Source organism: Neorhodopirellula pilleata (assembly GCF_007859915.1).
In the GTDB taxonomy this organism is placed as follows: domain Bacteria; phylum Planctomycetota; class Planctomycetia; order Pirellulales; family Pirellulaceae; genus Rhodopirellula; species Rhodopirellula pilleata.
In genome coordinates, this window is the sequence record NZ_SJPM01000011.1 from 93399 (window position 1) to 115994 (window position 22596).

Genomic DNA, 22596 nt, shown 5'->3' on the forward strand with positions numbered 1-22596 from the left:
CAACCCGTCAGCGCGGGTGGTGGCCCACCTTACTCACACATGAAGCGATGGCATGGATGACGCCGGAGCGTTGCCGATCCGTACGTTGTTGGTCAGTGACGTGCACTTGGGGTGTAAACATTCCCAGTCTAAGCAGTTTCTTCATTTTCTTAGACGTTTTGAGCCCGAGTCGCTTTATATCGTGGGCGATTTTATCGATACGTGGAAGATCAATTCCGGGTGGCATTGGTCATCCGAATGCGATGAGGTTATCGAGCGTCTGGTCTTCTTGAATCAACAGGGCACGAAAATTTTCTATGTGCCCGGGAACCACGATTCCTTCCTGCGGACACCCGGTTTCGATGCACTCATGCCGGCGATTTTTTCTCAATTTGAAGTCGCTAACGAGTTTATATTCGAGACCGCTAGTGGCTGGAAATTGCTTGTAACGCACGGTGATCTGTTTGATGTTTTTGAAACGAAAGCCCAATGGCTTTCGAAAGGCTCGTCAATTTTCTATGACTCGGCGCTCAGCCTCAATCGTTGGATGCACCATTGGTTTCTGCATCCAAATGAGAACCCATACGGTGTCTGTGCGATATTGAAGGGACGCGTCAAGCGAGCGGTTCAGTTTATCAGTCGTTACGAACGCAGCATCCTCCAGCACGCGCGTTGGCGTGAATGTCACGGCATTGTTTGCGGACACATTCACACGCCTGCGATTCCCCAAACGCCGCCGGCGGACAGTGATAGCCTCGTTTATTTGAACACGGGCGACTGGGTCGAAAATTGTACCGGATTGGTCGAGCATCATGATGGTCTCATTCAGTTGATGTCTCTTTATGGAGATCATCAATCGATCGAACTGCCGCTTCGCTCCGGTGATGGTTCGGAATCGGTCGACGAAGCTCAAGTTCTCGCCAACGTGGCATGAACACACATCCTTGTTTTTTGTGAAAGACTTTCGATGGTCAAACGATGGATCGGACAAAAATGCTTTTCGTTCATTCACCTTAAGAATCTGGTCTACAACACCTGTTGGGAAGATCCCCGTCTGGATCGACAGGCGTTGGAGTTGAGCCCCGACGATAACGTGCTGGTCATCACATCGGCGGGATGCAACGCATTGGACTATGCCTTGCAATCACCCGCTAACGTGTTCGCTGTCGACATGAATCCGTTGCAAAACGCATTGCTCGAACTGAAACTCGCCTGCATCCGTTCGCTGTCCCACGAGGACTTCTTTTCCGTTTTCGGTCGTGGCGTGCATCCGAATTGGGATGAGATCTACCATGACTTGGTGCGGTGCGAACTTCGTCCCGAGGATCAAGCGATTTGGGATCGACGGCTCGACTTTTTCAATGGAACGAGTCGCCGGAAAAGTTTCTATTTTCGAGGAACGTCTGGTCTATTTGCTTGGATGATCAATGGGTATCTCAAGCGTCCGAGTCAACTACGTCGAGCTGTTGATGCCATCCTCGATGCCGAAACCGTGGAGGAACAAGCAAGGATCTATGACCAAGAGAACGTCGATGCTTTGTTGTGGCGAAAGCCGATCCGATGGGCGCTGCAGCGTGACGCGACACTAGCGATGCTGGGCGTTCCGCAGAGCCAACGCAAGCAGATCGATTCGTCCTACCCCGGCGGCATTGGCGAGTTCATTCGCATGAGGATCGAAACCGTTTTCAAGCGTCTGCCGCTCAAGGACAATTACTTCTGGCGAGTTTATTTGACGGGACAGTACACCCCCGAGTGTTGTCCGGAATACCTGAAGGAAAGCAACTTCGACAAGCTCAAGGGTGGGTTGGCGGAACGGGTCAGCACCCACACCGATACCGTCGAAGGTTTTCTCAATCGAAACCGTCAACCAATTTCGCGTTTCGTGTTGCTCGATCACATGGATTGGTTGTGGGACAATCACCCCGCCAAACTAACCTCTGAATGGCAGTCGATCATCAACAACGCCGCACCGCAATCAAGAGTATTGTGGCGTAGCGCGGCGCTAAGTGTGGGTTTCGTTGACCCGTTGGTGGTTGATCGAAATGGAACGCAGGTGTCTGTCGGCGAGTTGTTGAGATATCATCCCGAGTTCGCGTTGGAATTGCATTCTCGCGACCGAGTCCACACCTATGGAAGTTTTTACATTGCCGACCTTCGAGGCTCCGCAACCGCGAATGGAATCACACAGCAAGCGGCGTCGGCGAACGCGGTGAAGAATTTGAGTTCGTCGGATGCTGGCGAATTGATCGGGGGCTCGGCAGCATGAGTGCCGCAGCTAAGGCGAGTTCGCGGTGGAGTGACCTGAAGATCCTATGGCATCTCACGATGTCTCCGGTTCGTGGTAACACACACGCCCAGCGACTCGAAAGTTTTTACTCGGGTCAGGCCGAAAACTACGACGCGTTTCGTGCTCGCATGCTTCACGGCCGGCGAGAGCTGATCGCGTCCATTGATTTCCCACCTGGTGGCGTTTGGGTTGATTTGGGTGCGGGGACCGGCGAGAACGTCTTGGCAGCGGGCGAGCGGGCCGGCCAGCTTTCAGAGATCCATCTCGTTGATTTGTCGCCATCGTTGCTGGCCGTTGCCCCCCGGAATGCCGCCCGCGCCGGCGTGGATTGCGTCCACACTCATTTGGCCGATGCGACGCGGTTTGAACGTGAGCCAGAGTCGGTCGATGTCGTGACCTGCTCCTACTCGTTAACCATGATTCCTGATTGGTTCGAGGCCTTGGCCGCCGCCGAGCGGATGCTTCGCCCCGGCGGAACGATCGCTGTCGTTGACTTTTACGTGTCACGGAAGTACGCGACCGAAGGTATGAAGCAACATGGTTGGTTGCGCCGCGCGTTCTGGACGCATTGGTTCGCAGCTGACAACGTTCACTTGACCGGCGATCACATCGCGATGCTGCATCGTCGATTTGAAGTTCAACGTTTCGAAGAACGATTCGGGAAGATTCCGTATCTTCCGTTGGTCCGAGCCCCCTACTATCAATTTGTGGGCACTAAGCCAGGAGGAAGCTCGCTCGCCGGCGTGTTGATTTAGTGAGCCGACGCCGCTAGCGGGCTGTCGATTTAATCGTTTAACGGCAAGCCGCAGGCGACAGAGCTTGAGAACGCAGACGCCTGCGGCTTGCCGTTAAACGAAAACGCCCAATCGTGCACTAAATCAACAGCCAGTTACGCGTCGGGCTTGTAGGTTGTGACGGGCTTGTCGGTTGCAGCTTGTGGGGGTTTTGTGCGGGTGAACTACGGATTGGACTTTGGCGTTAGGGCCGAATCGACTTGTTGGTATGTTTGCATCATTTGGTCGAGTTGCTTGAGCAACTTGTCGATGTCGCGGCCGTTGTCGAGTGATTCGTTGAGCAGCGGCCGCATCCACTCTTGCATTAAATGAAATTGGCCCTTGATCAGTTCGGCCATGATGCGTGGGACTTTGTGTTGGACGAGGATCTTTTGCTCCGGCGGTGTGATCGCCTGTTGTTTCGTTAAGTCTTCGATTCGATTGCCGGTCGCTTCCATTCGCTGGGCCATCGTTTCGCCCATCGCAAGTAGGGTTTGACGAAGCGCATCGACCCGTGCGTCCATCCGCTCTTCGGATGAATGGTCTTCCATCGCGATCGCTTTGGCGATGACTTGACGAATCGATTCCAAACCGTCACGCATCGACGCAAGCTGGCGCATGACTTGGCCGACCTGGTCTTCGCTGTCCATGCCCGCCATCCGAACGTTCTCGACGAATGCGTATTTGATCGCGTCCCAACGTTGGGTTTCTTCGGCGGTCAAGTTCCCCATCAACTCTTTGAACTTCAACACGTTGGCTTCGTTGTCGGTCGTCAACGTTTGCGCGTCCTGTTCGTAATTGCTGACGATCAGTGTGTTGAGTTCGGCGTCGTTCATCACCGGGGCGACTCGCTCGGCGATGCGGTTCATATTGCGGTAACTTCCCTGCAGTTTGAACGGAGGCTCGGTGCGGTAGGCGTCCGCCTGCGCCGCACTGCGGATGTAGGCTCGGTTGACTCGCAACACGACATCCCGCACACGCAATAACTTCCGCATGACCTCGAACATATCGCGGACTTGGTCGAGTGGCAGGTTGCTTTCCAGTTCGATGCCTTCCATCGAATCCCGCTGGGCGGCAACGATGATCCGCCTCGCATCTTGGGGTGGGCAGGTCGACAGCGGGGCGAGCGTCGGGTTGCTGGTTAAGCAGTTTTCAAGATAGCTCGTTTCAAACGCGTCGGCTTTGTCACCAATGATCTCGCCAAGGTTATAGACATCGGCGCGGTTGGAAAGCATGTCGGGGATTTGGAAACGATCACCGCTTTCGGTGTATGGATTGCCCGCCATGACGACGGCGACGCGTCGGCCACGTAAGTCGTAGGTTCGTGTTTGTCCGTTGCGAACGCCTTCGATCTTGCGAGTTGCATCGCACAACGAAATGAACTTTTGAAGCAATTCCGGGTGCGTGTGCTGAATGTCGTCGAGATACAACATCACGTTATCTCCCATCTCGAGAGCAAGATTGAGTCGTTCGATCTCCTCACGAGCGGCGGCGTTGGGCGCCTCGGCGGGATCGAGTGATGTCACACCATGCCCGATCGCCGGTCCGTTGATCTTCATGAAGACCAAACCGAGACGATTGGCGATGTATTCCATCAGCGTCGTCTTCCCGTATCCAGGTGGCGAGATCAATAACAACAAGCCCATCCGGTCGGTCCGCTTATCCTCGCCCGCCGTACCCATTTGTTTGGCGAGATTGTCGCCGATCATGGGTAGGTAAACCTCGTCGAGCAGTTGATTGCGGACGAAACTCGACAAAATCTTCGGTTTGAACTCATCCAGTCGCATGTCCTTGCGAGCCTTGGCCACCAATTCGGACTTGGCGACGTGCAACGCTTTGAACCGGGGCACGACCTCGGCCTGATAATGCCGCAGTCGCTTCATGAATTCATGATAGTGAAGGGCGATCTTACCGCTTTCGATTCGATCATGACTGCCAGTCAATCCGGTGATCATCGTAGCAACGGGAACGCTGACAACGGTGAGCCCTTGTTTGGGATCGGTGGCGGTGGATAATTCGTCGTCTTGGGTCGTGGCTGTGGTCTGGTTGGCCGAACGCAGGATCAACCACGCGAGTTCATCGCGGTACCAGGTTGCCGGATCGATCTCAGCATCCTTGATGCCCGCCGCCCGCTTGGCGAGGAACGCATCGGCCCAATTGCGAGCCAACACAAAGGATCGCACCGGATCACCACTGTTGGATTTCATCCCCGCGATCAACCATTTGGCGCGGTCGGTTTGAGGGAGTGATTCTTCGAACTCGGTGAACAACTCGATTGCCCGGCCGCTGACGGTCACCTTGGTCGGTGCGACGACGAGTTCGGCGAACAGATAGTCGGCCATTCGATCCGGAGTCACGGTGGGATCAAAAATTGATTGCCAGACGGCCCGGTCGGCATCCGCAAATTCAGACAAGCGTTGTCGAAATTGGATTGCGGGTTCGGCGTTGGGATACGCTCGAGCGAGCTTGGCGAATCCGGCGATCCAGTGATTCATCTCGGCCCGAGGTTTCGCGTCAAGTAGTTGCTTGTACCAGAACTGCCCCGCCATTCTCAGGGAAGGTTCGTACCGCAATAAGCCGAGCTTTGCATCGATCGAAACGAGCGATTGTAAAATTTGCGTGGTGTCGATGTCATGAACGCCCTTGGCGTAGCCTTCGTCGAATCGTCCGCCCATTCGCGCGGCCACCCAGGCCGTGTCGATGGTCTTGTCGGACCCGGCAGCCTCATCGAAGAGCGACATGGCCAAGAACTCAGCCCGGTAGACGGTTCTGTTTTCGCTGACCAGCGATTGGTCCCACAGTTCCCGCGAGTCTTCCAATCGCGGCTCGTGCATCGGTTCAAAAAACTGCGTCCCCGTCAGGTGCAAGCACAACTCGCCGCCCCGGAGCACCGTGGTGAGATCGAGCGGTTGCGTGTTGACCGCGAAACGACGCTCGCCCAACCGGATGATATCACCGCCGTCTTCGTAGAGGTCTTGGCGATCTTTCAAACCTCGCATCGCGTCTTCGCGGGTGACCTTCAAGCGGCCCTGCAGGTCACCGACGCGGACGGCATCGCCGAGTTCATCGAGTTCCTTGATCAGGTCGCGCACCTTGGCGACCATCAAGTCACCGGCGAAATAAGCGGCAATCGCGTCGGTCGAATCCATCGCCGAGACGCGTGAGTCGATCCCTTTCAAAATTCGATCGGCGGCCGAAGCGAGCGACTCGGCGCGTCGGTTGCGTTGTTCGACCAACGCGACTTTTCGAGATTCGAACGCCGTGTAAACTTCTTCCCGCCGCTGGGCGAGGGTTTCGATGAACTCGTCAAATTCGGCGAACCGACCCTCGAGTTCTTCCAGTTGCACCATGACCTTCGTCAGGTACTCGTCACAGCGAGCGGGCGTGTCGCAAACGTCGAGGTAGCCGGATGTGGTTTGTTCGAGAAGCTTCAACTGCGAGGCGAACTCCGCACGGCCTTCAATCCCGACGAGATCACGTCGACGATTCTTCAACGCACTACGGACCCGGTTGACCGATGCGAAAACGTCGCCGATCGAATCGATGATCTGCGTCCGCTGGGTCGCGTCGTCGATCTTCAGGTTGCTGACCGTTTCGGTCAACATTTCCAGCTCTGCCGCAGCAGCATCGATTTCATCGCCGAGTTCTTTGGCGATCGCAACCGTCGTGACTTCCTTGACTTTTTGTTCGGCCGCCTTGATGCGGTCATGATAGGGCGCGAGTGATCCGGGTTGAAGCAAGAACTCGACGCAGCGTCGGCTCAGCCGTTCGGCTTGCTCGGTTACTTTCGCCTCAAGAGAATCGACGATGGATTCGTCGACAAACTTTAGGTCTCGTAGTGTGATCGCGTGTCCGCGATGTTCACGAAGCTTGGTCAACGAGGCGACGAAGTCATTGATCGATTCGAATCGGGCTCGGTCGATCCCTTTGAGTGTCGACTCGATCGCAGCACGAACCTGTTCGGTTTGTTGGTTGGTCGATTGCCGAACCCGAACGACCTTTTCGAATTCGTCGACGGCGGCGGAGGCGGCCTGTTTGATTCCGAGTAGAGGTTCATTGAGATGGTGAGTTTGCTCGTTCTCGATCCAAAAATAACTGTCTAGGATGTCACCGGATTTTTTGACGAGATCGTTGTACAAACCAGCGTAACTGTCGTCTTTGTCGATCAATTGCAACAGTTCGCTGCATTCAGCCATCCCGCGAACGAGGTCTTTGTTGCCGATCTTAAACAGCATCGAATCCGTTTGGCTGTCGGGCAGGAAGTTTTCGCCCGTGAAGGGTGTTTGCCAGATCTGGATGGCGTGGTGTTTTTGCGGCGTTTCTTGCGTTTTGAAACAGACCATCTCGCCGGCTTCAAAGAACGTTTGACCGTGACAGACCAATGGCGTGTCGACGCTTTGTCGGATTTGGTTGTAACGCAATTGCACGTACGTCCCGTTGTGCATGTTGCTAAACAGGTAAAGGTAATCCTCACCGTTACTGGACGCGATCATGCGTTCGAAACGCATGTCCGAAAGCCCGTGATCGAATCGCTTGAACTCGCCGGATTGCAAGTAGTATCCGCCGGGGAAGATGATGCCTTGATCGCCGGGCAACATCACGCAGGCGTGTTGCATCTCGTCCAACCGAACGGCTTGGTTGATCTTGCCGCTGAAAACGATGTATCGGAATTGATTCTCTTGATACGGTTTGATCTTGAGCAAGACGAGGTTGCCCAGGATGGCGTAGTAGGTCTCCGCGTCGTCGAGTTTTTGATCGGGGTTGTCGACCGGTTCGGCGTAGATGCCTTCGCCGGAGGACGTGTTGTTTTCGATCTTGATCGTCAGGTCACCGCCGACGGTTTCGACAAAAACTTTATCTTCGATTGAGATGTGCGGATGGTCACCATAGTGGTGCATGTCCCGCGTAGCGCGTTTCCAATCGAACGCGTGCTGCGGCGGACGTTTGACCTCATGATCGCTGCGGTTGTCGATGTATTCGACCGTCGATCCGGTGATCCTCCATTTGAAAGACTTGATATCCCGAGCCGTACGGCCGACTTGGAAAACCATGTGCAGGGTCGGGCCGGTGACAAAGAACCTTAAAAACGTGGTGCCTTTGTAGAACCGATACAGTTCCTCAAAATCGTTGACGAATCGCGGGTCCTCGATCAGTTCCAAAGTTGCGTTGTGAAACTGATGATCTTGCATCCGGTAGATCGAAAACACATCGGGCAGATGAATTTCGCTCTTGAGTCCGAACTGCACGTTGTATCCGAAGACGAAATGGTCTCCGATCGAAACGATGTCTCGCGGCACACAATTGTGTTCCGTCGAGACACGTTCGGTGGCAATCAACCGGGTTTCGATGTTCCCGAAAACTTCGTTGCGGTCTTGATTGAGTTGATTCAATCGTTGCCGCAAATCGTTAGCCGATTCGCGAAGTCGGTTTCGAAGGATCTCGTAAGTGCCGCCGGCGAGTTGGTTTTCGCTCATAAGATGGCTTTTTAGGACTTGCGACGTTTGCCGGCGACCAGAGTCGCATCACCGTTGCTAGCGGGTTTGACTAACAGTCGTCCGGCTTTTTGGTCCGTTACGTTTGCGGTGGCCGCGATACTGAGCAAACTGGTCAGTTGATTGCGGACACTGTCGGTCGTCGACATGCCCATCATCTTGGCGATCAACGCGGCGATGGACAAATCTTTGACACCATCGGTGTCGAGTCCGAACTGGCCGATCAGCTCTTCGACTTGAGTCCGGAAGTAATCCGCGTTGCCGTCGAAGAACGTGTCCTTGATGTCGGTTGCCACTTTCGAGTTGTAGACGAATCGGTCGATCGCCTTGCCGCCCTTGACGGCCGAAGTGATCTGTTGGAAGAACTCGCCATCGCCGCCGACGATGTCGATCCGAGCGGCCTTAAGGGCGTCACCGATAACGGAAGCTTGGCTCTCGGCAATACCACGCTGCGCGTTGATGGCCGCGATCTCGACGTCTTGTTCCTTCTTGATGGTGATTTTGAACTCTTCGTGCTCTTTGCCGACGCCGTCGAGTTTCTTCATCGCTTCGGCTTTCTCGGTGATACCTTGGGCTTCGGCGGCGTACTTCTCGCGAGAAACCTTGGCTTCGGCCAAACCTTCTTTCTCCAATGAGACCGCTTTGGCTGTTTGCACTTGGGCCTCGGCCAGACCGATCGCGGCGGCTTGAGCCGTTTCGGCTTCGGCTAGCATTTTCGTCGCGGCGGTTTCTTTCTCGGCCGCGTCGCGTTTCGCTTCGGCTTCGATTCGAATTTTTTCTGCCAACAGTTCGCTGGATTCTTTCTCGGCTTGGGCGAGTTTGGTTTGACGGATCAACTCTTCTTCGGCCTTCATCTCGGCCGCCGTGATCTGGACCTTCTTGGCTCGGTCCGCTTTAGCGATCTCTTCGGTGTCCTTGATTTTTTCCTGTTCTTCGACGACGGCTCGTTCGACGGCAACTCGTTCGCGGATGACCTCTTGGATGTTGCGTTTTTCGACTTCGATCGCTTTTTCTTTCTCGACTTCCGCCACGCCGACGACTCGCAATCGTTCAGTCGCTTCCAAGTCACGATCACGGGCGACACGTTCGAGTTCGACCGCATCGGTCTTTTCTTTGTTTCGCATCGCCACCAAGATCTGGCGAGATTTGTTTTCTTCGGCGATGCCGATTTCTTCTTCGGTGATGATCCGTGCGCGTTCGGATTCGAGTCGTTGTTCTTCGCGAACTTTGGCGGCGGCGGCCTGTTCGCGGGCGGTGATTTCGGCGATCTCACGTCGTTGCTTTTCGACCGCTTCGACGCGTTGGCGTTCCAAAGCAAGGATGGTTTCTTCCGCTTCGACGTCCTGTTTCTTGAGCGTCTTTTCTTTGTCGCGGGTGAACTGGTTTTCCTTGACCTTTTCCATCGAGGTCAGTTCGGTGATCTTCTTGATGCCTTCGGCGTCGAGGATGTTGCTCGGGCTGAGCATCGACAACGGCGTCTGTTCGAGATAATCGATCGCCGCATCATCGAGTCGGTAACCGTTCAGGTCGGTGCCGATGACCTTCAAAATCTCTTCTTTGAATTTATCACGTTGGTCGTATAGATCGATGAAGTCGAATTGCTTGCCGACCGTCTTCAACGCTTCGCTGAATTTTGCATCGAATAACTCACGGAGCGTTTCGATCTGGCTGCACCTTTTCGCGCCGATCGCCTCGGAAACTTCTTTCATTTCTTCGGGTGAATTGGCGACACGGATGAAGAAAGCGACTTTGATGTCGGCGCGGATGTTGTCTTTACAGATCAAACCCGCGCTGCCTTCGCGATGGATCTCGAAGCTCTTGAGCGTCAAATCCATGTACTCGTATTGCTGCAACAGTGGGATGACAAACATCCCCTGTCCGCAGACCGCTCGGACGCCGCCTTGACCGGACCGCACGATCGCGCGATCGGGTCCGACCTTGATATAGTATTTGTTGGTCATGATGACCAACATCAACAACGCGAGTACTAATCCGCCGATGACGATGATCGCGGCATCGGCTCCGACACTGTTGGTAATCAAAGCGGCAAGCATGGTTTTTCCCTTCGGTGAACCCGAATGTATTGCAGGGGAGACAGACGAAAAGTGAGACCGTTCGAGTCGGCACTTGCGTTCAGGCAAGAGATTCCGAATCTCGGGGCGCGGGATCGACCAAAATTCGATTGATTCGCAGCTTGGGAGCGGTCAAGACGCCATCTTAGTTCCCCCGATGGGCGGGTGGGACCGTCACGAAGAATTTCATGCTTTCGGTGGGTTGGTTTTAGATCAATCGATCCAACATCGCCGTCGCCAAGCCGAGTACCAGGAAAAAGCCGCACATGTCCGTGACCGTCGTTAACAACGGTCCACTTGCGACGGCGGGGTCGAATCCGAATCGTTTGAGCAGCAGAGGGACCGTTCCGCCGATCGAAACGGCGACGAGCGTGTTGAAGAACAACGCGACTCCGACGACCAACCCCAAGTACCCGTTGCCGTCCCAAATCACCGCGACGATTGCGACCAACGCGCCGAGCGCCGCTCCGTTGATTAACCCCACACTGACCTCTTTGAGCCACACACGCATCATCTCGGTCGGGCGGACCAGACCGAGCGAGAGTTCTCGCATGCTGACCGCGACGGCTTGGTTGCCGCTGCAACCGCTCATATCGCTGATGATCGGCAAGAACACCGCCAATGCGATCACTTTAGCCAACGTGTCCTGATAGACCGCGATCACCCCTGCGGCCCCGATGTTCAAGACGATGTTGATGCTCAACCAACTCAGTCGACGTTTGGCGCGTTGCCAAAGCGGCATCGTGCGGAGTTCTTCGCCGCCGATGATGCCCTGGCTTTTCAAGAAGTCGCTTTCGGCGGCCCGTGTTGCTTCGTAATCGACCGCATTTCGGTGGACCACGCCGAGCAACTTTCCCTCGGCGTCGACGACCGGCACGCCGAGAAAATGATGCGTGTCAAAGAAGTCGATCAATTCATCCAACGGGGTCGTATCGCGTACCGACAAGGGATCGGCGATCATGATGTCGGCGACCGGGTCTTTGCGTCTTGCGAACAATAAGTTTCGCATCGGCAAAACGCCGACGAGTCGTTTGTCCGAATCGGTCAGATAAGCGTACTGAACGTCGTAATCTCGGAACTCCTCCGCGTTCTCCGAAAGCATCGCAATGACTTCGGCCACGGTCGTCGAGCGATCGAACCGCAAGATTTCTCGAACCAGCAACCCCCCCGCAACATCATCGCTGTAGGCGGCTAACTGACGAACGGCACGGGCCTCGGCTTTGGGCAACGCCTTGAGAATTTGAGCGGCTTGTTCCTCGTCCAAATCGCCGAGCAAGTCGGCTTGTTCGTCCGAGGGCATCTCGTGGACGATGGCCGCCGCTTCAGGAATCGACAACGATTCGACCAAATCGGCCGCTTGGATTTCGCTGAGGTGACGCAACAATTCCGCCGCGTCTTCGGCCGGCATCGTTGTCAACACCGTTTTGTGATGAGCTCCATCGAGACGGCTCAGCGCGAGCGCCTGGTCGCTTGCCGATAAACTGTCGACAAATTCAACGAGCGCGTCAGAATCCCCCGCGTCGGCGAGTTCGCCCAATCGCTCCCAAGGCCGATCCATCGGAATGGTCATGGCCGGGGTGGGTTGCTGGCTCAGACTCGTCTCGTCGATCGGGCGGTCGTTTTCATTGTCCATCGTCATTGTCTGTCATAATCATTTCGCGTAGAAGAATTGACAAGCGAAGATGCGGGCGGCCATATCCACGACGATGCAATATCGATTGACCAATTCGCCGGCGTATCATCGGCAAATCCTCGGTCTTGGCACAGGGCAAAAAAAATAATAAAGCACTACGGTTCCGATCATCGCCCAAACCCCGATCGAATGCGACAAGCACTGCGGACCCGAGGAACTGTTCGGAAACAACTTCGGCTTCGCATCGAGCAAAAGAATCGGAACCCGACGCGTGAGCGAGGGATGCGCCATTGAACTTGATCCCTCGCTGACTCGTCGCCGCAGGGCTACTCGTCCCCACCGCTGCGAAAGATTGCGAGACACAAAGCGGTCATCGCTCCCAGGCTGGCGAGCAAACCGAGCAGCCCGATCAAGCTGACGTTTTGGATACCCAGCACCGGCGCGTCGGGAAATAACACCGGCGAGACCTCGTAAGCGAGCAACAACGATGATCCCAAGAACACCGCGCTGGCCATCAAGCCGATGACCAGCCGGTTGATCGCCGGGGCGAATCGTTTCGGATCGAGCCGAAGTTGCAGTTGACCCAACCGAGCCTGATTCAATACCGCGAGCACCTGTTCAGGGGCTTCTTCAAGAAACGCTTCATTCTCCAGATAGATTCTTCTTGCCTGACGCAATCGACGGCCTGGCGTCAAGCGACGGATCATCACTTTTCGCATGTACGTGCGAACAATCTCGAGTGAATCGAAACCGACGCCGAGTTCACGGAGCGTTCCTTCGAGCGAAATCAACATCTTCAGTAACATCGCCGATTGGTTGGGCAAACTGATGCCGTGTCGATGCAAAATTTCTGTCAATTGGTTCAGTGCGCCTCGCAGGTCGAACTGATTGAGCGATTGGCGGCCGAACGTATCAACAAAATCAGCGACGTCGATCTCGAGGGCCGCGTGATCCAAGTCCACCCGCGGGTTGCCGACCTGCCGAATCAATCGGGTCAGCCGTCGTTGGTCACCGGAATTGATCGCAAAGAGCATCTCTTCGATCGATTCACGCAACGACTCATCGATCCGGCCGGTCATCCCAAAGTCGAGGATGCCTAATCGATGATCTTCTAAACAGAACAGGTTTCCGGGGTGCGGGTCGGCGTGAAAGAAACCGTCCTCAAATACCATCTTCAAATAAACGCGAGCCAACCGTTGTCCCAAGTCGGCGGGCAAGGCTTCTTTGGTGATATTCGTGGCGGAGGTGTCATCGGGTCGAGTTTGAAAAACTTTTGCAAGCGGCACGCCGACCATCTCGTTCATCACTAACACGCGTCGGGTACACAACGCATCGACGACTTCCGGAACGATCACTTCATGACGTTGATCGCGAAGCGTTTCGGCGAACTGTTTCAAGCTGCCGCGTTCTCGATTGAAGTCGAGTTCGTGCATCACCATCGGCATCAGTTGCCGAACCATCTCGGTCGGTCCCCAAACGGCGAGCGATTCGACCTTCGACGCCAATTGAGCGAGCCCTTCAAGAACTTCCAGGTCCTGTTTCATCATCCGGTCGATGCCCGAACGTTGGACTTTGATCACCACTCGACGTCCGTCCAACAGCACCGCTCGATGGACCTGGCCGATCGACGCGGTGGCGAGCGGATCAAAGTCGATCGACTTGAAGTGCTTTTCGAAATCCTCACCGAGTTCACTGCCGAGCGTGCGGCGAACTTGGGTTTCCGAGTCCGGGCGGACGTCACCACGGAGTCCCTTGAGTTCCTCGGCGATCTCGGTTCCCACCATGTCCGGACGCGACGCGAGGACTTGTCCGACTTTGATGAACGTCGGTCCCAATTCCGTGATCGCCATCCGTATCCGCTGGGCCCGTGTGTACTGCGTCAGCGGCACGCCGGATCGGTCTTTGAGCCAATTCCGCATCGGCATTCGTTGGGACCGACTGAGCCAGTCGGCCAAGCCGTAACGGCGCAGCACCGCAAGAATCTCTCGCCCCCGGCGAAGATTTCGGTAAAGACTCGGAATGGAAGTGAGTTTCATCGTCCTACGATGCTAACCACTCGCGTGGTCGCCGTTGAGATCGCCGCTACAATGTGCCAGGTGTGAGGATTCCACAGGCACGAAGGTAACGATTTTGACGATCGAAGCGATGGCCGACGATTGGGGGGCGGCCCTGGTCACGACGTTCGCGCTTATGGCTGTTTCGTCGATCCTAGCGGTGGTGATCGGAATCCCCTCGGCGATTGCCGCGACGTTTCTGGCCGACAAGGGAGCAATCGGGCGGGACCGCGAGGTTTCTAACTGGTCGCGGGTTTGCCGCCTTGCCGTGCCGTTGTGGATCGCCGCGATGTTGTTTGCGATCGCGACGCCGTTGATCTTACACGCCGCCGCTTGGGAGTCGACGGCGGGCAAATTTGGTTGGCTCGTCAAAACGATGACCGGTGGAAATCTTTTGTGGGTCGGTTGGATCCACGGCGTTCACGGATCGGCGATCGTCGGACTTCTTTCGTTTTGGGCGATTCGTAACATTCCCGATCTTGTATTGCAGCACGCATCGATCGATATGACACCCTGGCGTGTTTGGTGGAACGTCCGATTGTCGTTGGCCCGCCCTTGGATTGCGCTCGGAGTAGTTTTGGTTGGGTTGGTCGCGGCGACCGAAATGAGTGTCGCGGATCTGCACAGCGTGCGAACGGTCGCGGATCAATTCTATCTGTTTTACGCGCTCGATCCGACAATGACTTCCGTCATGATGGTACTGGTCGTTCCCTTTGTCTTGGCGTCCATTCCGTGCAGTGTGTGGTACCTGTCGGGGCATTCGGGTTTCTACATGGACATGGCACATCGTCGGTCGCCGTCGCAACTTATTTGTGCGTTCTCACCGGGCATGGCTGTTTCTTCCTTCATGGCTTTGCTCTGGTTAATCCTGTCTTTGCTTGTTTGTCAAACGGCAATGTTTGTCGGTTTGGTGCTGCAGGCTGGTCATGCCGTACGCGTCGAAGGCGGTCGGGCGATTGCGTCGTGGTCGTGGACCGCGTGCGTGCGTTCGCTTGCTGAGGCTCCTTCCATGTTTGCTCAAGAATATGCATGGACGATCCAGTTGGCATGCCTGACCACGATCGTCGTAATCCCACTCGCCTGCGTTGTTGGTCGTCGATCGCGGACCCACCCCAGGTCTGCCAAGGCAACCGATGCGGCCATGGTGGCGTTATTCGTGATACCCGGTCCCCTAGTCGCCATGGGAATCGTCCGCCTGTTCGCGTTCGGCGTCCCGGGATTTGAAACTCTAGCGACGCAGACTCTCATTCCGACCATGATGGCGGTGGGCGTTCGTAGCTTCGTAATCGCGTATCTGATTCTGCGATTTGCCTATTCACAAATCAGCGAATCGGTTTGGCAATCGGCTCGGTTGGATGCTTCGTCGTGGCGACGCATAATCAGCGTCGAGTTGCCCGCGATTTGGCCGGCCGTTCTGATCGCATCGATCGCCTCCGCGATCATCGCCAGCGGTGATGTGCCCGCGAGCCTGCCTGTACTGCCTCCTGGCGTGACCACCGTGGGGACACGTCTGTTCGGGTTATTGCACAGCGGCGCTCGCTATCAAGAAGCCTCGCTGGCGTTTTGGTACTTCGCCGCCCTGTTGGTCTTGGGGACGATCTCGTGGGTGATCGTCAAGCGTCGGATGGTTTTGTCTTGAGTGATGAATGAGTGCTTCCGAAACTCTTGGCGAGTTTCGCCACCCTCAGGAACCGTGGCAGAACGCTCGCGGGCTGTTGATTTAATTAGCCGTACCGCGTTAGCGGCGGTTAACCGGACGCCAACCGGGGCTAACGCCCTTCGGCTAATCGTTGCATTGCTGAATCCGACTAAACCAACAGCCCACTAGCCGAACAACAGGTCTTGCTTGGGTGGCGTCCCGTCGCTTGGGTTCTTGCGATACAACCCCAGTTTCTGCAACATCAACAACGAAGCGTAAGCAGGGTTCAGATACAGGTATCGTCGCCACAAACGCGACGGTTCGCGGGTGAGCCGAAAGAGCCACTCCAATCCCGCATCTTGCATCCACGGTGGTGCTTGTTGCAACGTGCCGGCGTGAAACGCGAACGCCGCTCCGACCGCGATCAATGGCATGCGAAGATGCGGTTTCATTTCGTATGCAAAGATTTCTTGGCGAGGGCATCCCAAACCCACGAAGCACATTCGGGCTCCGCTGGCGGTGATCTCGGCGGCCAGTTCGTCACGTTCTTGAGCGTTGATTCGGCGAAACGCGGACGCTCGTTTGCCGACGACTCGAAGGCCTTGAAAACGTTTCGACAGATTATCGGCGAATTGCGAAAGCATTTCTTCGGTCGCGCCGAACAGAAACACCGGCACATCGTTCTTCGCAGCCGCTTCGCACAACCTCAATGTTAGTTCGGGGCCGTAGACTCGATTTTGTAGTTTCCCGCCCGAAAAACGCTTCCCGTGCAATGCGTTGATCGCCCAACGAACGGGCTGTCCGTCTGGGCAAACCAAATCGAATTGATTCAAACGATAAAAATGCTCTCGATCCAGTACACCGGTCATGACACCATGAACAGCTAAGGCGGTCACGGTCATCGATCGTTTTTGCTTAGCTCCAGCGATGATCTTGTCAATCGCCGCATCGTAATCGATCGCGTTGACGCCGATGCCAAGAATACTTTGTTTTCCGTAATCGAGCATGTTTCTGAACCGTCAGTTGAAGGCCTGTCCGAAAAGGGGGGCAACCGCGTTTTCAGTGGCGCAATCGGGTTGAACTTGTTTGATCATGGTAGTCACATCAAACTGGCTTGCGTACAACGACAAAGCCCATTTCATGAAATCAAGCTTGCGGGACCGGGTTGTTGTCATGCCAGGCAAATACGCCATGTCCGAATCGTCTTCACAGCCCAAGAAATCGGGCGGATGCAACAGCAAAGACGGCGGCACGTCCAACCGTCGGCATGTCGCCAGCGCGGCTCGAAAGTAAGTTTTCGCCAGCGTCACGTTGAACCCGGCGATGAAATTCAGGTAGCTGAAATGAATTGGCGTTCGGATCAGCGGCATCACCGTGACGGGAATCTCGCAAAGCGATCGACCCCGGATTTCCCGCAAATACGGTCGATTCGGTTTTCGCATCGACGCCATTCCGCCGTAAAGTTTTTTAGCTCGATCCCGCTGCTCACCTCGCAACCGGGTGCGTGCCAGGAACACCGCCCGGGCGATCGGAGCCATCGACGTTGGAAAAATCGACGCGTCGTAAAGATAGTTCCATTCTGTCAAAACACTCAGCACCTCGTCGGGACAACTGAACCCGGGCCCGCGAAAACCACGTGGTGGGCGACCGAAAGACGTCTCGATGGCGTGATGGGTTGATTCGATCTCGTCACGAATGGCGTCGGTATCGAGCGTGTGCATCCACGGCAAATGGTTGTACGAATGATTGGCCGGTTCCCAAGACTGGAGCGTGTTGAATCGCTCGATCGCATTGACGTCGTCGCTCGAACGCAGATCCCGCCCGACCAAGAAGACGGTTAACGGTAATTCGCATGACCCGAGCAGATCAATCATCCGCTCGATCACCATTGGCAGGTAACTCGAGCAGTTCTCCCAATCATCGCGCCCGGCGGCACGCAAGTAGGCCCATTTGTTGTCCAAGTCAACCGAGATGCTCGCGGCGGGACGCGTCGACATCACGAGGACTCGCCGACCTTGCGGATCGCGTCGATGAATCCGGCGGCGGATCGGGCGGGTGTGTAGGGTGCGACTGTTTTTTGGGCCTGTCGTCGCATCCCAGTGATGGCTTGATCTTCAGCGTCGAGGTAACGGCGAAGCACCAACGCGAGCGAACAATCGCCGTTGCCACTTCCAGACGATCCACTCGTGTGCAATGGATTGTAGCGCCAGCCGTTTTGGTCGTCGTCCACCAGAGTCGTTACCGCTTGAGCATAAACGCTGCCGATCACTGGCATTCCGGCGTGCATCGCTTCGTTGACGACCAACAACCATTCGTCGGCTAAAGTCGGTGCCACGAGCGCACCGTGTTGTTGCATGAGTTCCGGCAGTCGCGAGGCGGGTTGGTTTCCCAGAACGTTGATCTGCAATCGAGTGTCCAAGGCACTCTGGAGCGAAATGGATTGTCCCCTGGCGAGTTGTTCGAGGTCGCTCCGGAGCGGGCCGTCACCGACGAACGTGATTTCGAGTCGTTCGTCGGCGTCTCGACAAAACTGATCCGCTTGACGGACTAATTGCAGGACACCTTTGCGATCGGTAAGTTGTCCGATGCAAATTAATCGGCGACGGACGGCAGCCTCGTCTCGTGGCGGAGGGTCCAAGAGCCAATGACGATCATCGGCCGCGTACGGGGCATGAAAGAGTTTGCTTGGATCCGCACCGAGCCCGATCAGGTAGTCTCGACAGGATGGGCCGTTGTAGGTGATCGCGTCGGCTTGTCGAATCAAACGTTGGCGGACGCGGCGTCGGAACCACCCACGCCCCTGTTCGGTGTGTTCGCTCATGAATGTGGCCAAAATCAACTTCGTGCCACTGCGACGACAATAACGTGCCGCAGCTATCGAGCGCGCGCCGAGTTCGTGCGAGATCACGACGTCCGGCGACAACGTTTTCAATCGTCGTTTCGTGTCATAGGGGACATGCACGAATAGCGGATCAGTGAAACCTGCGGCGCGGTGTTTCCAACGCCGTCGCAACGTGATGGTGTTTTGAACGTCCACGTCGAGCCCTGACCAATCGGGGCGAAATTGGCGATTCGGTTCGATCGGTGTGCTTAGCAAAATCTTCAGTCCGTCGAGGGACTGGGTTAATTCCTGCAACACGCGAACTTGGTAGAGCGGGATGTAATGAGTCAAAAACACCGCCCGGACTTTTAGCGGGGAGGTGATTTCAGACGTCTGCATCCGAACTGAATTCTTGGACGGACCTTGCGAACGGTCCCTCGGTGAACTCATGGTGTTTGATTCGCGAGTCTCGGATTTTGATTCGCAAGTCTCGGAGGAGTCGGTCGTGGAAGTAGCGGAGTTAAGCACAATGAATTGATCAAACGAGCGTCGGTTTATTCTCCGCCGCGCCCCGTCACGGGAACGACCACGGTGCGGGCGATCAATCGCAAATCCTGCAACAGTCCTGGTCGGTCGATGTAACGCAGGTCCATCCGCATCCAATCATCAAACGTGGTCGCTTTGGATTTGTTGACTTGCCAAATGCAGGTCAATCCTGGGCGAACGTCCAAACGCCGACGATGCCATCGCTCGCAGGCGCGGCTTTCGTGCCAAGGTAGCGGACGCGGACCCACCAATGACATATCACCCAGAAGGACGTTGAACAACTGTGGCAATTCGTCCAAGCAAGTCGCTCGTAAAAAATGTCCGACTTTCGTAACCCGGGGATCTCGACTGATCTTGAATGCGGGACCATCTCGGTGACTGGCCACTCGCAACGATGCTTGCATTTTTTCTGCGTCGATGATCATCGACCGCAACTTATAGATTGTAAACGGTCGGCCGTTGAGTCCTTCTCGCGTTTGACAGAAGAACACCGGCCCTCCGTCGGTGAGTTTGATCGCCGCCATTGCGGCGAGGATGAAAGGGCTAGTCAGCAGCAAACCGGTCGTCGCGCCGACGAGATCCAATGTGCGTTTCATTGCTCGGGACGTCCACGAAGGCCGATGCGTTAGTTCGTCGTCGACCACCGTGACGCGGCTCTCGCTAAGAGGCGCCGGGACTGCGCTCGAGCCGCTGTCGAATGAATGGGCAGGTTTGCGATCCCAAGAACTGTTACTTAAATCACTGCGCCGTCGGCTTCGACCGTTCTCATCGACGCCAACCAATTCGTCTTCGTTGCCAAACCCCTCTGGATCGTGAACTTGAAGACTCAGTTCGACGTTTAAATTGGAGGCGTTCATCAAGGTCGTTAAACGATCGAGAACCGCGCGACCACCCATCTCGGGAGTGTCGACCAAAAGTACACCGTAGCACGTTGATGAAAGGATTCCCTTCTCATCGGTCATGCGTAAGTTGTGGTGCAATAGGTCAATGACCTTGCGAGATTGTCGTCGATCTAGTTTGGTGTCCGCACCGTGTTTGCCGATTGATCGGATCTTCACCTGAAGCACGCAGAACGGGATCGTCCGACGGGTCGATCGAACGCGTTCTCGGGCCACTTCCCGTTCGAATTGGCGAGGCGAGAGCAATAGAACGCGTCGATTGCCAAGCGTCGAACTGGTCGGCCAAGCCAACCAGCCTTGATCTTTTGACCGTCGTTTGCGAAATGGGAACAAGGTGTCGTCCTAAGGATAATTGCGTCGTGAGTGCTTCGGTTTCGGGTCAGCGTGGCCGTGCGCTGGAAAATCCATCAATGCTTTCATCGTCAGACAAAATCGAACTCGATGGCGAGTTCGATCCGGATTCGAATTTCGTTAAACCAATTTCCGCTGAATCGGAGCCTGGCAATTCATCAGTGGCGGTTATGGTCGGCACCGTGGCGACCGCCGATCGAGCTTGGCGTTTGGTGCGTTGCTGCGGTGCCAAAGCATCGTGTTCCATTTCGGTTCGAAACGTTCGTGAATCTTGGTCGGCGGAGTCTGCCGTTTGCCGGTTTCGGCGTGATTCAGTTCGTCGGACCGAACTCGTCGGCGAATCACGCAAGATCGCCTGAAGCAGTCCCAGCGACAATGCGAACAATGCTCCGACGACCGACAGCAACGCACGTTGGGGGCCCGCTTTCTTGAGGTTGAGTGTGGCACCTTGAATCACGCTGACATCCGACATCAGGTTTTTGTCCAATTCGGCATTAACCCGTGCTTCTTCCAGCGACCGCGCGTGGCTGCGATAAGTGTCTTCAGCGATTTGGGCTTCCCAATCCAATCGAGACATGACCACGACGTCTTCATTGAGTCTTTGCAAATCCGCCTGGGTTGCTTCCAAACGTTCGACGATCGAATCGCGTCGACTGGCCAGGCCGACTGCTTTGGCGCGGACGGTTTGGAACTGGGTCTCAAGTTCTTGATAAACCGGATTGATGGCCTCTTGGCGTTCTTCTCGTTCACTGCGTTCGACTTCGGCCAATTGCTCGCTTTGGTTCATCTTCGCTTCGATGCGTTTGTAGCGAGGGTGCGAAGGGCTGAGTTTGGCGAGTTCTTCGCCATCTTGAATCTGAACGTCGTACAGTTGGCTACGCATTTGATCGCCGGCCGCGTTGGCGATGCCCAACGTTTTGGCGACGGGCACCCATTGGTCGGTCGATTCGAGTTGGCGACGTAATTCTTCGGCTTGGCTGATCGCTTCAGCTAATTCGCTGTCGGCAGAACTGAGTTTCATCTCCAGGTCAATGATTCGCTCGCTCAAGGTCCGTTCGGCTGCGTCGGCACTCAACCAACCCATCTTGTTTCGGGTTTCCTGAAGTTCCCGCCGGGCGGCGATCGCCAATTCACGACTCTCACGTGCCTGCACGTCGAAGAATGCTTCGGAACCTTTGACCCGATGGGCTTCGACGTGATAGCTGCCGAATTCATCCATCACGGCTTGAACGATCGATTGAATCAACAACGGATCGTCTTCCTTGCCCGCGACCGCGACGGTGTAACCGTTCTTGGCGACCTGAATGTTGATTGCCTTTTGAACGGTCTTGATCGCCTTCTCACGTTCGAGTTGAGCGTCGTACTGTTGCGGAGTCAGATCACCGACTGTCTTTTCTTGACTGCCGGTTAACCAATCTAATTCCTTCATCTTCGCGCCGGCCAATTGACTGAACTCTTCGATCCAGTTTCGTGGTTGGTTGATTTTCTCAACGCCGACTCGCTCGACGGCACGCTCGGCAATCTCGCGACTTCCGATCATTTCACCAATGCTAACGACCTCCGCCGTGCGGCTTTCTTGCATCGATACCGAGTTATTGGTCTTGGCGGTCGGATCGCCACCGAGGGCACCGCGTCCCAACCGGACGTACATCATCCCTTCGCTGCGATAATGGTTCGGCCAAATGACCAAAATCGAGACCACGGCGGTTGTTACCAAGATTGTTGTGAAGATCACCGACGGAATGCGACGCCGGATCGAACGTAAAACGTCGCCGGGGGTGACCATCGCCCAAGATTCGGTTTCAATGTGGGACATCAACTCGCCTTCGTATGGGACCAATAGTGAACAATCATAACGAGAAGGCTAATCATTTCGAGGAGGAGATCGGTCGGAACCGTGATATCATTGGATGATCGCGCCGGAAGTCCAGCACTAATGTTCTAGTTAGAGATGCGAATTTTGTGGTGCGATTTTTTGAAAAAAATGGGTAAAGACCCTTATGTTTGCTTAGGTTTTTGCAATAGGGCAGAATCGCGACCCAATTCATTT

The 22596-nt window shown here is 55.4% G+C and carries 13 protein-coding genes; 4 read left to right on the forward strand and 9 right to left on the reverse strand.

Annotated features, from left to right (window positions below; genetic code table 11):
- The first annotated feature begins 52 nt into the window (after positions 1-52).
- The 3 genes from Pla100_RS21815 to Pla100_RS21825 are packed head-to-tail and all read left to right on the forward strand — an operon-like array spanning position 53 to position 3021.
- Complete coding sequence (locus tag Pla100_RS21815) at positions 53-913, forward strand: UDP-2,3-diacylglucosamine diphosphatase (RefSeq protein WP_146580159.1); 861 nt, start codon at positions 53-55, stop codon at positions 911-913.
- A 33-nt stretch (positions 914-946) separates the two neighbouring features.
- A complete protein-coding gene (locus Pla100_RS21820) occupies positions 947-2245 on the forward strand; it encodes a DUF3419 family protein (RefSeq protein ID WP_146580161.1) in 1299 nt (432 codons plus the stop codon).
- Entirely contained in the window at positions 2242-3021 is a 780-nt protein-coding gene (locus Pla100_RS21825; protein WP_146580163.1) for a class I SAM-dependent methyltransferase, read from the forward strand. Before Pla100_RS21820 ends, Pla100_RS21825 begins: the two co-directional genes overlap by 4 nt.
- A gap of 203 nt (positions 3022-3224) precedes the next feature.
- Here Pla100_RS21825 and Pla100_RS21830 read toward each other — a convergent pair whose 3' ends face one another.
- From Pla100_RS21830 to Pla100_RS21845, 4 genes are all read right to left on the reverse strand, one after another.
- Entirely contained in the window at positions 3225-8513 is a 5289-nt protein-coding gene (locus Pla100_RS21830; protein WP_146580165.1) for a DNA repair ATPase, read from the reverse strand.
- 11 nt (positions 8514-8524) lie between these two features.
- A complete protein-coding gene (locus Pla100_RS21835) occupies positions 8525-10585 on the reverse strand; it encodes a flotillin family protein (RefSeq protein ID WP_146580167.1) in 2061 nt (686 codons plus the stop codon).
- Positions 10586-10811: 226 nt separating this feature from the next.
- Positions 10812-12173 carry a magnesium transporter gene (gene mgtE / locus Pla100_RS21840; RefSeq protein ID WP_146580361.1) on the reverse strand — a complete coding sequence of 454 codons (1362 nt, stop codon included), beginning with the start codon at positions 12171-12173 and terminating at the stop codon, positions 10812-10814.
- A gap of 389 nt (positions 12174-12562) precedes the next feature.
- Positions 12563-14272 carry an ABC1 kinase family protein gene (locus Pla100_RS21845; RefSeq protein ID WP_146580169.1) on the reverse strand — a complete coding sequence of 570 codons (1710 nt, stop codon included), beginning with the start codon at positions 14270-14272 and terminating at the stop codon, positions 12563-12565.
- Positions 14273-14381: 109 nt separating this feature from the next.
- Between Pla100_RS21845 and Pla100_RS21850 the strand changes: the two genes are divergently transcribed.
- Positions 14382-15929, forward strand: a complete 1548-nt coding sequence (locus tag Pla100_RS21850) for an ABC transporter permease family protein (protein WP_231603336.1) — start codon at positions 14382-14384, stop codon at positions 15927-15929.
- A 185-nt stretch (positions 15930-16114) separates the two neighbouring features.
- On the opposite strand, the gene Pla100_RS21860 is transcribed toward Pla100_RS21850, so the two are convergent.
- From Pla100_RS21860 to Pla100_RS21880, 5 genes are all read right to left on the reverse strand, one after another.
- Positions 16115-16936: a WecB/TagA/CpsF family glycosyltransferase gene (locus Pla100_RS21860; RefSeq protein WP_146580171.1), complete on the reverse strand. Its 822-nt coding sequence runs from the start codon at positions 16934-16936 to the stop codon at positions 16115-16117.
- A gap of 12 nt (positions 16937-16948) precedes the next feature.
- The gene (locus Pla100_RS21865) at positions 16949-17926 is read right to left on the reverse strand and encodes a polysaccharide deacetylase family protein (protein WP_146580173.1); all 978 of its coding nucleotides are present in this window, start codon (positions 17924-17926) and stop codon (positions 16949-16951) included.
- Positions 17926-19149 carry a glycosyltransferase family 4 protein gene (locus tag Pla100_RS21870; protein WP_231603337.1) on the reverse strand — a complete coding sequence of 408 codons (1224 nt, stop codon included), beginning with the start codon at positions 19147-19149 and terminating at the stop codon, positions 17926-17928. The genes Pla100_RS21865 and Pla100_RS21870 overlap by 1 nt, the downstream gene beginning before the upstream one ends.
- Before the next feature lie 155 nt (positions 19150-19304).
- Positions 19305-20528, reverse strand: coding sequence for a sugar transferase (locus Pla100_RS21875; RefSeq protein WP_231603339.1), 1224 nt, complete (start codon positions 20526-20528; stop codon positions 19305-19307).
- A gap of 46 nt (positions 20529-20574) precedes the next feature.
- Positions 20575-22362 carry a GumC family protein gene (locus Pla100_RS21880; RefSeq protein WP_231603340.1) on the reverse strand — a complete coding sequence of 596 codons (1788 nt, stop codon included), beginning with the start codon at positions 22360-22362 and terminating at the stop codon, positions 20575-20577.
- Between the last annotated feature and the right edge of the window lie 234 nt (positions 22363-22596).

Bases quoted from the DNA above. Each gene is read 5' to 3' on its own strand.
- Pla100_RS21820 (WP_146580161.1), top strand. From the start codon at position 947: ATGGTCAAACGATGGATCGGACAAAAATGCTTTTCGTTCATTCACCTT.
- Pla100_RS21870 (WP_231603337.1), bottom strand. From the start codon at position 19,149: ATGCAGACGTCTGAAATCACCTCCCCGCTAAAAGTCCGGGCGGTGTTT.
- Pla100_RS21860 (WP_146580171.1), bottom strand. From the start codon at position 16,936: ATGCTCGATTACGGAAAACAAAGTATTCTTGGCATCGGCGTCAACGCG.
- Pla100_RS21835 (WP_146580167.1), bottom strand. From the start codon at position 10,585: ATGCTTGCCGCTTTGATTACCAACAGTGTCGGAGCCGATGCCGCGATC.
- Pla100_RS21865 (WP_146580173.1), bottom strand. From the start codon at position 17,926: ATGTCGACGCGTCCCGCCGCGAGCATCTCGGTTGACTTGGACAACAAA.
- Pla100_RS21850 (WP_231603336.1), top strand. From the start codon at position 14,382: ATGGCCGACGATTGGGGGGCGGCCCTGGTCACGACGTTCGCGCTTATG.
- Pla100_RS21880 (WP_231603340.1), bottom strand. From the start codon at position 22,362: ATGTCCCACATTGAAACCGAATCTTGGGCGATGGTCACCCCCGGCGAC.
- Pla100_RS21815 (WP_146580159.1), top strand. From the start codon at position 53: ATGGATGACGCCGGAGCGTTGCCGATCCGTACGTTGTTGGTCAGTGAC.
- Pla100_RS21825 (WP_146580163.1), top strand. From the start codon at position 2,242: ATGAGTGCCGCAGCTAAGGCGAGTTCGCGGTGGAGTGACCTGAAGATC.
- Pla100_RS21845 (WP_146580169.1), bottom strand. From the start codon at position 14,272: ATGAAACTCACTTCCATTCCGAGTCTTTACCGAAATCTTCGCCGGGGG.
- mgtE (WP_146580361.1), bottom strand. From the start codon at position 12,173: ATGACCATTCCGATGGATCGGCCTTGGGAGCGATTGGGCGAACTCGCC.
- Pla100_RS21830 (WP_146580165.1), bottom strand. From the start codon at position 8,513: ATGAGCGAAAACCAACTCGCCGGCGGCACTTACGAGATCCTTCGAAAC.